Annotated in this window: 11 protein-coding genes; 6 read left to right on the top strand and 5 right to left on the bottom strand. The window is 65.7% G+C overall.

Annotated elements, in window-relative coordinates; all coding sequences use genetic code 11:
* The first annotated feature begins 41 nt into the window (after positions 1-41).
* The 5 genes from lrpA1 to AC5FRV_RS13300 all read left to right on the top strand — a co-directional run bounded on the left by lrpA1 (position 42) and on the right by AC5FRV_RS13300 (position 5,585).
* Complete coding sequence (gene lrpA1 / locus AC5FRV_RS13320) at positions 42-470, top strand: HTH-type transcriptional regulator LrpA1 (protein WP_493561573.1); 429 nt, start codon at positions 42-44, stop codon at positions 468-470.
* Between the two features lie 77 nt (positions 471-547).
* A complete protein-coding gene (locus tag AC5FRV_RS13315) occupies positions 548-2,035 on the top strand; it encodes a DHH family phosphoesterase (protein WP_493561572.1) in 1,488 nt (495 codons plus the stop codon).
* Positions 2,036-2,099: 64 nt separating this feature from the next.
* Positions 2,100-2,966 carry a CBS pair associated ParBc domain-containing protein gene (locus tag AC5FRV_RS13310; RefSeq protein WP_493561571.1) on the top strand — a complete coding sequence of 289 codons (867 nt, stop codon included), beginning with the start codon at positions 2,100-2,102 and terminating at the stop codon, positions 2,964-2,966.
* Positions 2,967-3,019: 53 nt separating this feature from the next.
* Positions 3,020-4,723 (top strand): acyl-CoA mutase large subunit family protein, encoded by a 1,704-nt coding sequence (locus AC5FRV_RS13305; protein ID WP_493561570.1) that lies wholly within the window; start codon positions 3,020-3,022, stop codon positions 4,721-4,723.
* 61 nt (positions 4,724-4,784) lie between these two features.
* On the top strand, positions 4,785-5,585 hold the full coding sequence (locus AC5FRV_RS13300; RefSeq protein ID WP_493561569.1) for a DUF7847 domain-containing protein: 801 nt from the start codon (positions 4,785-4,787) through the stop codon (positions 5,583-5,585).
* 111 nt (positions 5,586-5,696) lie between these two features.
* On the opposite strand, the gene AC5FRV_RS13295 is transcribed toward AC5FRV_RS13300, so the two are convergent.
* From AC5FRV_RS13295 to AC5FRV_RS13280, 4 genes are all read right to left on the bottom strand, one after another.
* Positions 5,697-5,957, bottom strand: coding sequence for a DUF7520 family protein (locus AC5FRV_RS13295; RefSeq protein WP_493561568.1), 261 nt, complete (start codon positions 5,955-5,957; stop codon positions 5,697-5,699).
* A 521-nt stretch (positions 5,958-6,478) separates the two neighbouring features.
* The gene (locus AC5FRV_RS13290) at positions 6,479-8,245 is read right to left on the bottom strand and encodes a cbb3-type cytochrome c oxidase subunit I (RefSeq protein ID WP_493561567.1); all 1,767 of its coding nucleotides are present in this window, start codon (positions 8,243-8,245) and stop codon (positions 6,479-6,481) included.
* 147 nt (positions 8,246-8,392) lie between these two features.
* Complete coding sequence (locus AC5FRV_RS13285) at positions 8,393-8,650, bottom strand: DUF6684 family protein (RefSeq protein WP_493561566.1); 258 nt, start codon at positions 8,648-8,650, stop codon at positions 8,393-8,395.
* 91 nt (positions 8,651-8,741) lie between these two features.
* Positions 8,742-9,137: a DUF7541 family protein gene (locus tag AC5FRV_RS13280; RefSeq protein WP_493561565.1), complete on the bottom strand. Its 396-nt coding sequence runs from the start codon at positions 9,135-9,137 to the stop codon at positions 8,742-8,744.
* Between the two features lie 256 nt (positions 9,138-9,393).
* Between AC5FRV_RS13280 and AC5FRV_RS13275 the strand changes: the two genes are divergently transcribed.
* Positions 9,394-11,973, top strand: coding sequence for a DUF7527 domain-containing protein (locus AC5FRV_RS13275; RefSeq protein WP_493561564.1), 2,580 nt, complete (start codon positions 9,394-9,396; stop codon positions 11,971-11,973).
* Between the two features lie 21 nt (positions 11,974-11,994).
* Here AC5FRV_RS13275 and AC5FRV_RS13270 read toward each other — a convergent pair whose 3' ends face one another.
* Entirely contained in the window at positions 11,995-12,300 is a 306-nt protein-coding gene (locus AC5FRV_RS13270; protein ID WP_089815353.1) for a hypothetical protein, read from the bottom strand.
* Between the last annotated feature and the right edge of the window lie 8 nt (positions 12,301-12,308).

The raw sequence follows: 12,308 nt of genomic DNA, 5'->3' as shown, positions 1-12,308 counted from the left end.
AATCCGGAACATATTTTCATACGCGGGAAAAAGAACTGGCTATGAGCGCGGAGTCTACGGAGCGTCGCATTCTGTCTGTTCTCGAGGAGGACGCGCAGGCCTCGTACGCGGAGATAGCGAACCGGGCCGACGTCTCGAAACCCACGGTTCGAAAGTACATCCAGAAACTCGAAGAGGAGGGGGTCATCGTCGGCTACTCCGCCGACGTCGACCCGAAGAAGCTCGCGAGCCAGACGATCGCGCTCGTCGGCATCGACGTCGCGAGCGACTGTTACGTAGAGTCCACCCGCGAACTCGCCGACCTCGAGGAGGTTGAGTCGCTGTACACCTCTAGCGGCGACCACATGCTGATGGCAGAGGTCCGCGCGGCCGACGGCGGCGCCGTCGGTGACGTCATCGAGGAGTCGATCCTCGGCGTCGAAGGAGTCACGGCGGCCCATCCCTCCTTCCTCCAGGAACGACTGAAGTGATCACCGGGTCCGTCTCGCCCGATGTCCACCGTACGTCGATGCGTGCCTTTTAGACGCTCGAAGGCCGAACACTCTCCATGACTTCTCGCCTGGTGCTGGGGACCGGTCCCCTCGGCAGGAGGCTGCTCTCCGCTCTCGAAGACCAGCGCGGGGACCTGCTCGTCGTGACGGACGACGAGCACCGGGTGGACACGCTCCGGTCGGGCGGGATTCGAGTCGTTCCGGGCGACCCGAGCGACCAGGCGACGCTGCGCGACCTCGGCGCCGACCCCGACTCGGTGCTGATTACCGCCGAGGACGGCGAGACCAACCTGCAGGCCGCCAGGGCGGTCGCCACGGTGTTCCCGGAGTCGATGGTCCTGGCGTACGCCGGACGGAACCCGACGCCGGAGATCAGTGGGGCGCTCGCGACCGTCGCGGACCAGGTCGTCGATCCCGGCAACGTCGTCGCCGAGGAGCTGTGCCACTCCATCGGTGACGGCGGGCTGCAGGTGCGCCAGCTCCAGCGGGTGTTGCGCGACGTCGACGGCCGACTGGCGGTCGTGACCCACGACAACCCGGACCCCGACGCCATCGCCAGCGCCATCACGCTCGCCCGCATCGCCGAGGCGGTGGGCTGTGAGACCGACGTCTGCTACTACGGCGAGATATCCCACCAGGAGAACCGGGCGTTCGTGAACCTGCTGGAGTTCGACCTCCACAATCTCGACGACGAATCGGACCTCTCGGAGTACGACGGCTTCGCCCTGGTCGACCACTCCCGTCCTGGCGTCAACGACCAGCTCCCCCACGAGACGGAGATCGACGTCGTCATCGACCACCACCCGCCCCGGGCGCCCATCGAGGCGCGGTTCGTCGACCTGCGGAGCGACGTCGGCGCGACGAGCACGTTGCTGGTCGACTACGTCCGCCGCCTCGGCGGTGACGTCGACCAGACCGTGGCGACCGGGCTCCTGTTCGGCATCCGCGTCGACACGAAGGAGTTTCGCCGGGAGGTCTCGCCGGACGACTTCGAGGCCGCCGCGTTTCTCCTCCCACACGCCGACATGGAGGCGCTCCAGCGCATCGAACAACCCAGCATCACCGCCGAGACGCTCCAGACCGTCGGCCGCGCGATACAGAACCGCCGGGAGGAAGGCTCGGTCCTGCTGAGTTGCGTCGGCGAACTCTCTGACCGGGACGCGCTCGCCCAGGCCGCCGACAGGCTCCTCACGCTGGAAGACGTCAACGCGACGCTCGTCTACGGCGTCCAGGACGGCACCATCTACGTCTCGGCACGCGCCCGCGGGACGGACATCGATCTGGGCGAGACGCTCCGGGACGCATTCGGCCAGATCGGGAGCGCCGGCGGGCACGCCGACATGGCCGGCGCGCAGATCACGCTGGGCGTCCTCGACACCATCGAGGACCGCGACGAGTCGCTCCACGAGGTCGTCCGCGCCGTCGTCGACGACCGCTTCCTGGAGACGCTCCAGGGCAACTCCGACCGCCTGCTGACGTCCGTGTACGGCCTCGAGACGTTCGAGATCGACCGGGAGTTCCTCGAAGAGGTCACCGAGGAGTGAGCGCCGGGGAACCGCCCCGCCGCCGAACGGGGTCTTTTTCCTCCACCGGCGTCTGATCCCACCAATGGCCGAGGAGGGCAAGCCCCGCGTCCGGGAGTACATGACCAGCGAGGTGTCGACAGTGTCGCTCGACGACACGGTCGCCGACGTCGCCCGTCGCATCGACGAGAGCGACGACCACAGCGGGTTTCCCGTCACCGACGGCCGCCGAGTCGAGGGATTCGTCAGCTCCAGGGACCTGTTGCTCGCCGACGACCACGAGCCGATGTTCCGGGTGATGAGCGACGACATCCTGGTCGCCCACCCGGAGATGGCCGTCCAGGACGCCGCACGCGTCATCCTCCGTTCAGGCATCCAGAAGCTGCCCGTCGTCGACGACGCCGGCCACCTCGTCGGCATCATCTCCAACGCCGACGTCATCCGCTCACAGATCGAACGCGCCACCCCGAGCAAGGTGGACAAGCTCACCCGGACGCTGGAGAGCATCCACGACGTCACCGCTCGCGAGGAGCGCCGCCAGGTCGACCTCGCGGCGCTGACACCGACCCAGGACACCGTCTACGCGGACGAACTGGAGGGACGGATCTACGAACTCCGGCGCGGTCTCGCCGAACCGCTCGTCGTCATCGACAACGGCGGCGGTCGCTCGCCCTCACAGTCTACCGTGGAGGACTTCGGAGGGAGCGCCGGTGACGAGCAACAGCCGACGCTCCTCCTGGCCGACGGCCACCACCGGGTGAAAGCCGCCGAACGGATCGGCGTCGACACGATGGACGCGTACGTCATCGTCCTCGACCAGCCGGTCGACCTGGGGATGGCCCGCACCGCCGAGAAGTCCGATCTCTCCTCCATCGCGGACATCGAGGTGGTCGACTACGGAGCACACCCGCTCGTCGAGACGACCAAGCGACTGCAAGAAGACCCGGAGTAAGGAGACGTCGGTCCCCGGGAGCCTTATTGTCGTTAGCTACCAACTAGCAGGGTATGTTCGACGAGGAGGACCTCGCTGCTATCAGGGAGGCCCACGAGGACTGGACGGACGACACCCTCGGGCCGGTCCTGGAGAACTACGGCGAGCGGCGGGAGCGGTTCGCCACGGTGTCGAACCTGGCGGTCGACCGCCTGTACACGCCGCTGGACGTCGCCGACCTCGACTACGGCGAGGATTTGGGGTTCCCCGGCGAGGAGCCCTACACCCGAGGCGTCTACCCGACGATGTACCGCGGCCGGCCGTGGACGATGCGCCAGTTCGCGGGCTTCGGCACGGCCACGGAGACCAACGAGCGCTTCCACTACCTCGTCGAGGAGGGGCAGACCGGCCTCTCGACGGCGTTCGACATGCCGACGCTGATGGGTATCGACTCCGACGACCCGATGGCCGAGGGCGAGGTCGGTCGCGAGGGCGTCGCCGTCGACACACTCCGCGATATCGAAGTTCTCTTCGACGGCATCGACCTGGCCGACGTCTCGACGAGTTTCACCATCAACCCGAGCGCGCCCGTGGTCTACGCGATGTACGTCGCGCTGGCGGACGAGCGAGGCGTCCCGCGCGAGGAGTTGCGGTGCACCCTCCAGAACGACATGTTCAAGGAGTTCATCGCGCAGAAGGAGTGGGTCGTCCCTCCAGAGCCCTCGCTGAAACTCGTCACCGACGTCGTCGAGTTCGCCAGCGAAGAGACGCCGAAGTTCAAGCCGGTCTCGGTCTCGGGCTACCACATCCGCGAGGCCGGGTCGACGGCGGTCCAGGAACTGGCGTTCACGCTCGCCGACGGGTTCGCCTACGTCGAGGACTGCCTCCATCGCGGCCTGGACGTCGACGACTTCGCCCCCCAGCTATCCTTCTTCTTCAACGCCCACAACTCCATCTTCGAGGAAGTGGCGAAATTTCGCGCGGCCCGTCGCATCTACGCTCGCGCGATGGACGAGTGGTACGGCGCCGCCCACCCCGACAGCAAGAAGCTCAAGTTCCACACGCAGACCGCCGGCCAGTCACTCACTGCCCAGCAGCCCCTCAACAACGTCGTCAGGGTGACCATCCAGGCGCTGGCCGGCGTCATGGGCGGCACGCAGAGCCTTCACACCAACAGCTTCGACGAGGCCCTCGCGCTACCCAGCGAGGAGTCGGTCCGCGTCGCGCTCCGGACCCAGCAGATCATCGCCGAGGAGTCCGGCGCCGCCGACATCGTCGACCCGCTCGGCGGCTCCTACGCCGTCGAGGCACTCACCGACGAGATAGAAGAGAAGACGATGGCCTACATCGACCACGTCAAAGAGGATCTCGGCGATGGAGCGATGCGCGACGGCGTCCTCGCCGGCATCGAGCAGGGCTACTTCCAGCGCGAGATCCAGGACGCCGCCTACGACTACCAGGAGCGCGTCGAGGACGGCGACGAGACCGTCGTCGGCGTCAACGCCTACACCGTCGAGGAAGAGACGGAGCCGGAGATTCTCGAGGTCGACGAGACGGTCCAGGAGCGCCAGCGCGAGCGACTCGCCGACGTGAAGGCGTCGCGGGACGACGACGCCGTCGACGCGGCGCTGTCCGAGGTCCGTCGAGCGACCGAGAACGGCGAGAACGTCGTTCCGGCGATCATCGAGGCGGTGAAAGTCGGGACCACGATGGGCGAGGTGATGGCCGTCTTCGAGGACTACTACGGCACGTACCGGGAAACCGCCGGCGTCTCGTAGTCTCCCTTCATTTCGAGTTCGTCTCAATAACCTTATCACCTGTGGGCAAGGTTGCCACCCTATGGGTGTGATTGGTTCCCTCTCGACCGGTATCGGCACGCTCAAACGAAACCCCGTCATCTGGGCCTTCGTCCTGGCGTACTCGCTCGCGGGCGCGGGGCTGGCCGCGCTCCAGTTGATCGATCCGCTGCTGGTCTTCGCCAGCTACGCCGTGCTCCTGTTCGTCGTCCCGTTCTACATCGGCGGCATCGTCGGAACCATCAAGGAGGGCCTCCACGGCAGCGCTACCGTCGGCCAATTCTTCTCCGCCGGGACGTCGAACTACCTGTCCATCTTCGGCGGCACCGTCGTCCTTGGTATCGTCTCCTTCTTCCTCTACTTCGTCGTCGGTATCGTCGGCCTCATCCTCTCCATCTTCGTCCTCGGCTTCGGGAGTATGGCCGACGTGACTTCCGCCGCCGTCGCCGTCCTCGTCGTCGGCGTCCTCGCCTCGATGCTGGTCGTCCTCCTGCCGTGGTTCGTCCTCCAGTTCTTCCCCGCCGCCGTCGTCGTCGACGACCTGGGACTGGTCGACTCGTTCAAGCGCAGCGGCAGCATCGTCAAAGGGAACTTCCTCTCCGTCGTCGGCTTCGACCTGCTGGCGTTCCTGATCAGTCTCGTCAGCTACATCCCGACCGTGTACATGTTCGCCCTCTCGGCGGACGATCCCACGAGTCTGGAAACCGCTGGCCAGACGGCGCTCCACGCGCTTTCGACCACCGAACTGGGGATCTATCTGGCGATGACGGTCGTTCTCGGAACGATAGTGTACGCCGTCTCGCACGCGTTCTACGTCGCCTACTACGACCAGCTTCCGCGGTAACGGTCGACGGCGACCACCTTTTCCAGCCAGGCAGGGTCCAGCGCCGGAGCCCTCTTCCGGACGCACCGCTGCTCGCGGCGTCAGCGACGGAGAACCTGGTAGCGAACCGCGTTACGCGTCCGCGTACCGGTCGGAGACGTAGACGACGAGCGCCAGTAGCACGCCGAGGCCGACGCCGACGGTCACGATTCCGTACAGCGCGACGCCCAGCGGCGTGGGCGGCAGCGCGACGACGCCGAACAGTTCGGGCTCCAGGTCCGCCGGGCTGATCGTCCCGAGCACGAACCCCATCACGCCGGCGATAGCGACGATGATCACGTACAGCTGTCCGACGACGCGGTCCCCGGGCCGCGTTCGGTTCGAGTTACTCACGAACCGAGCTTCGACCGCGAGACGATTAGCCTTTTTCACTCGACGTCGAAGGGCGAGCCATGACAGAGAAGGACCTGCTGTTTCTCGTGCTGGCCGGCATCGCCGCGATGATGTTCATCACCGGTATCGTGCTCATCGCCGGCGGTCTGTAGCCGCCACTCGAGGAGCCGTTCTCGTCGGCCCGCTGGACTGTCGTCGACGAACCCGACTGAACAGCAGGCGACGTGGTCGCCGGGGTTCTCGGGCCAGTCCCCGGATTCGGTGACTGAAGGCTTCGCAGAAAACGTGACTCCGGTAGACCTTGCGGTCTATCGAGGCTCGGAATCGTCTTCCGACGATTCCTCATTGGAACTCGCTCGCGCGAGTTCCAACTTCCGAGAGAGCTCCGCTCTCTCGACGTTCGAACGAGTTCTCACTGCCAGTAGACCTCCGGTCTACTGTTGCTCGGAGTCCGCTGACGAGTCTGAGGATTCCTCTTCGAAAATCACTCCGTGATTTTCGACCTACGGTAGAGCTTCGCTCTACCGAGGCTCGGAATCGTCTTCCGACGATTCCTCGCCCCCGTCCGTGATCGCTCGCTCTCGCTTCAGCTTGCGTTCGAACCAGGCGAAGTCCCGGCCCTTCATGTTGTCTTCCTCGAGGTTCCACGGGTCACCGGTCTCGACGACCGGTCCTTCGAGCCACGACTGGACGAGGTTCCAGACGAGGATGACGCTCCCAGCGAGCAGGAGCAACGCGCCGAGCGAGGCGATCTGGTGCCAGGTGGTCACCTGGGCGAGCGGCGCGATGGCGCCGTCGAACTCGTAGCTCGCGTAGCGCCGGGGCATACCGAGGTACCCCAGCACGAGCATCGCGAAGAAGGTCAGGTTGGTCCCGACCATCGAGAGCCAGAAGTGCCACTTCGCGAGCGTGCGCTGGTACATCCGCCCGGTGAAGATGGGGAACCAGTAGTAGAGGCCGGCGAACGCGGCGAAGCCGATGGCGCCCATCACGATGTAGTGGAAGTGGCCGACGACGTAGTAGGTATCGTGGAGCACCAGATCGATCGGAATCGACGCGAGGAAGACGCCGGTGACGCCACCGATGATGAAGTTCGAGATGAACCCGATGCAGAACAGCATCGGCGCGGTCATGCGGAGCCGGCCGTTCCACATCGTCGTGATCCAGTTGAACGTCTTGACGGCGCTCGGTATCGCGATAGCCAGGGAGACTGCCATGAACGACGCGCGGAGGCGCGGGTCGATGCCAGTCGTGAACATGTGGTGGGCCCAGACGCCGAAGCTCAGGACGCCGATGGCCAGCGTCGAGTAGACGACGAACTTGAACCCGAACAGCTTGCGCGCCGAGAACTTCGGCAGCACGTAGCTGATGATCCCCATCGGCGGGAGCACCAGGATGTACACCTCGGGGTGGCCGAAGAACCAGAACAGGTGTTGCCAGAGGACCGGGCCGCCGCCGCCGACGGTGAAGAACGTCGTGCCGAGGTTCCGGTCGAGCAGCAACATGATGAGTGCGCTCCCGAGCAGCGGGAACGCGAAGAGGATGAGGCCGGACTGCGTGAGCATGGTCCAGCTGAAGATGTCCAGCGTCGCCCAGTTGACGTCCTCACCGCGCTCGGTGAAGATGGTCGCGATGAAGTTGATCGCACCCATGGTCGCCGAGACGCCCGAGAGGTGGAGCCCGAGCAACATCAGGTCGATGCCGAACATCGACTGTTCGATAGAGAGCGGCGTGTACATCGTCCAGGCCGTCTGGGCCGGGTCGATCGTCGGGACGAAGAAGCCCGCCCAGATGAGCAACGCCGCCGGGGGCAACAGCCAGAACGCGATGGCGTTGATCCGCGGGAACGCCATGTCGTCCGCCCCGATGAGCAGCGGGATGAAGTAGTTCGCGAACGCCGCGATGATGGGCGTCCCGAAGAGGAACAGCATCGTGATCCCGTGGCTCGTCATGATGGAGTTGTAGAACGCGTTCTCCACGATCGCCCCGGAGGGAACCACGAGCTGGACCCGGATGAGGAAGGCCATGATCCCGCCGACCGCGAACGAGATGATAGCGAAAGTCCCGTACAGGATCCCGATGTCCTTGTGGTCGACCGTCGTGAGCCAGCGGACCAGTCCGCCTGGCTTCTCCTCGTGCCCGTGCGTGGCCTCGTCGCCGTAGCCTACGCCGCCCCCGCCCGCCAGGGGAGTGTAGGACCGCCAGTCCTCCAGACGAGTGAGGACGGCGACGATGGCGACGAGGAGCACTGCCATGAAAACCGTCAGCGCCAGCTGCTCTCCTGCCATGGCTCAAACTGAGGTTTGATGCATTATGAAAGGGTCGATCCGCGGCCGGTCGTTCCCGCGCGTGTCTGTCGATTTCGGCGGATACGCGGGGCTCCTCCTCTCGAAAGGGCGGTGTAAAAAACGGGAGTGTACCGACGGGTCGGCGATCTACTCCGACGCGGCGTCGGCCGCTTCCTGGTGGTTTCCTTCGTCGCGCTCGACCACTTTGCCCGCGTAGTACGTCAGCACCGCGAGGGCCGCGAGCGGCACCAGGAGCAGCGAGTACTGCACCGTCGTCAGCACCGGATCGACGCCGAACGCGGGGACGACGCCGAAACCGACGATGAAGAAGACGATGATCGCCATCGGAATCACGTTGACCGTCAGGTCGAGCAGCGTCTCCCGTTCGAATCCCAATAGTGACATGGACAGTAGTTCATCGACCCGGACTAATAGAGTATTGATTTCCGTCGACGACGGGAGGTGGCAACTCGCCAGGCACGCACGCGTGTGGCCGTCAGTGCTTCGTCTGCTCGACCGCGGCGGCCACGGCGCCGGCGACGGCCATCGTCAGGCCCGCCGCGACGAGGGAGAGGCTCCGGGAGAGGATCCCGTTCCGACCGAAGTTCTCGAGCGTTAGCTGGTCGACCGGCACCTGCCAGCCGATCAGGACGACGCCTGCCACGGCGAGGATGGCGCCCAGCGCGACCAGCGCCGACCACGGTCGCTCCGTGTATCCCGACTCCGTCAGGATGCCGGCGACGCTCCCCCCGAACAGCAACAGGCCGAAGACGGCGACGGGAAACACGCCCACGAACACCCCAATCTCGGAGAGTGCAAGCCCGAGCGCGACGAACAGCGGCCACGGACTCGCCCGCTTGTACTGATCGCTCAACCCCGATTGCTCGTTCATGGATGGGCTTGCGCGCCGGAACCAAAAGGTGCATCGAAGCAGGTCCGTCGACGGACACCGGTCGTATCGAGCATCGTCGACACACAATTACACCAGTGAGCTGCCAGTTCGATGCCAGTCGTTCCGGGTTCAGGCGTCCTGGCCCGTCGAGTTGTTCCGCGAACGACATTACACGTCCCGAGAACGGGACGTATTGGCGTGACAACCCACGGAGACGGCGCAAACTATTTGTCCCGGTTGGGGCTTTGCATTGATCATGAGTCCGCGCACGGTCGAACGGGTCGACGACTGGGAGACTGTTCCGTTCGGTGGTGGATACAGTGGCCTGCGCGACCTCGCTTCAGCGGAGTTCTCCGGCGTCGTGACGGCCGGACACACGCGACTGTTCATGATTAGGGGGACAGTCGTCGGCATCCTCGAGGGGTCAATAGACGATTTCGAGGAGGCGAGTGGGAACGCCCGCGAGGCGCCCCACCCCGCGTTGCCACTGCTCGCCGTGATGCAGGAGCGCTCCGACGAGGTCCGCGCCAAGTACTACACCGAAGACACGCCGATCGCCGACGTCGACCGGACCCTGTCGGACGGTTCCTTCACCGGGTTCGTCGAGCTGTCGGAGAACGTCCTCTCGGGCGACTACTACCAGGTGTACCACCAGGGACGCTCGATGAGCGTCGCCTACGTGGGCGCCAGCGAACGTCTGATCACAGACGACGAGGCGTTCGAACAGGCCGACGACGAGGTTGGCATCTACGAGGTCCGACCGGTAGACATCGAGCCCATCGACGTTCCGGAGCCCGCGACCGACGCGGACGACTCGGCATCGGTCGACCCGGATCCCGGCGCTGACGCGTCTACCGACGCGGGCATCGACGAGCCCGCACAGGATCCGACCGGCGACGACCCAACAGAGCTCGATCCGGACCCTGCGGCAGTTCCCTCGACGGACGAGGAAGATGCCTCCGTGGCCACAGGCACCGAGACGGATACCGCGTCCCGGGACGTCGAGGGCACCAACGACACAAGCACCATCGATGACGAGCCAGTGGACCGCGGGACGTCCCCCGCTGAATCGACGGAGCCGATCGCCGAGGCCGAACCGGACGAACCGGCAGACGCCACGGCGACCGGTTCCGCAGACGAGCCCGCGTCCGTCGACGACGAGGTCCCGGCCCGGTCGGCGAAACCGGACGAGACCGGCCGGGACGCGGGAACGAACGAGTCGACAGCCGAGACGCGCGACCCGACGGCGGAGTCGGACGACTCGACGGCAGAGACGGACGACCCGACGCCCGAGCGAAACGACACCGCTGCCCGAAGCGAACCCGGTACGACCGACGAGCCCCATCCGGGCGCCACGTCCGCGTCGTCGACGGGCCAGTCGTCGGGCCAGCAGTCCCCCGGGCCCGGCAGCGACTCGGGACAGACCGATCCGGCGCCAGGTGGACGGTCACAGACGACCGACCCGGCTCCAGGGACGCCGAACGACGGACAACGACTCGGCGGCTCACCCGCGAGCGGGTCGGCGAGCGACCTGGAGGTCCGGTCGATACCGTCACTCGACCCATCCCTGACCAGCGCGGCGAGTAGATCCACGCCGTCGGACCCGTCCGTGGGCCGAAACGGTGGCAGTGCGCAGTCTGCCCAGACGCAGCGGCCCCAGGGCGGACAGCGACCCCACCAGCGCGAGGAGCCCTCGTCGCGAACCGCCGACCAGTCGGTGAACGGGTCGGCGAACAGAGCAGAACCGAACGCTCGACGTGAACCGAACGAGGCGGCGGCCACACCGGAGAACGGTCAGAAGGGCTCTGCGCCTGCGGAGTCCCGGTCCACCGGCCCAGACCAGGACCAGTCCGGCCACCCCGCAGCGGACGGTGACGACGCGGGTGAACTCGCGAGCGAACTCGAGGCGCGCGAACAGGAGGTAGACGACCTCCGGACGGACCTCGAGCGCGTCGAGGCCGAGCGGGACGAACTCGAGACGAAATTCGCCGATCTGGAGACCGAACGCGACCGCCTCCAGTCCGAACTCGAGGAGGCGCGCGCCGAGATAGAGCGCCTCACCGAGCGTCTGGAGGACTTCGCCGAGGACGGCGCCGCTGGGGCCGGAACCCAGGTCAGTGCGAGCGAGGCCATCGACAACACCAACCTGTTCGTCCGGTACAACTCCAAGGGCGACGCGACCCTGGAGACCGCTCACTCGGGCAACGCCGACCGGTCGGCCGTCGCGGAGAACATGCGTCTGGAGTACCACACGCAGTTCGACGCCGACGACGCCGCGGTCGGCAACGAGCCCTTCGACGACTTCCTGACCGGGACGATCCAGTACCGGTTCGTCGACTGGATCATCGGGAGCCTGCTGTACGAGGTGCGCGACACCGGCCACGCCGACGGGATGGCCGACCTCTACAACGCGCTCCCGAAGATCGACCGCGCGGAGCTCAACGGCCAGGTGAGCGTCAACTACACCGAGGACGGCGAGGAACACCGCTCACAGGAACGCTTCGACATCGTCGTGCGCGACCGCATGGGCAACCCGCTCCTCCTCGCGAACATCAACAACTCCCGGGACCCCGCGACCGACGCGATGATGACGGACCTGGTCAAGCGCGCCTCGCGGGTCGGTGAGTCGAGCGACTCGCTCGCTGGCGCGTTCCTCGTCACGGAGAGTTTCTTCGAACCCGCAGCCCTCGAAACCGCCGAGGAGGCCACCTCGAGCGGCCTGTTCAGCCGTGACAAGCGGAAGAGCTTCGTCAACCTCTCGCGCAAGGGCGGCTACCACCTCTGCCTGGTGGAGGCGCGAAACCAGGAGTTCCACCTCGCTGTCCCCGAACTGTAACGACGCAAACAAAAAGCTGCGTTACCCTTCGATCTCCGCGGCGTCTTCGATCTTCATGCCTTCGAGCTTGTCGATGATCTCGTCGACCTTGTCGTCCAGGTCCTCGACGAACTCGGAGGTCTGTTCGGTCGTGATGGCGCCCTGGCTGGATGGCTCGATGAGGTTCTCCTCTTCGAGCACGCGCAGCGAGTAGCGAACCTTGTGGTGTGGGTAGCCCGTCTCGTTGGACATTTTGACGATCCCGATCGGTTCGTTCTCGATGACCATCCGCAGAACCTGCAGATGTCGCTCCAGCATGTCTACTTCCTTCTCAAGCCTGTCTATCATGGCAATTG

The sequence above is a fragment of the Halomicrobium sp. HArcel3 genome, from assembly GCF_058933135.1.
Note: the sequence above shows the minus strand (reverse complement) of the source record. Positions and strands in the feature narration are given on the sequence as shown.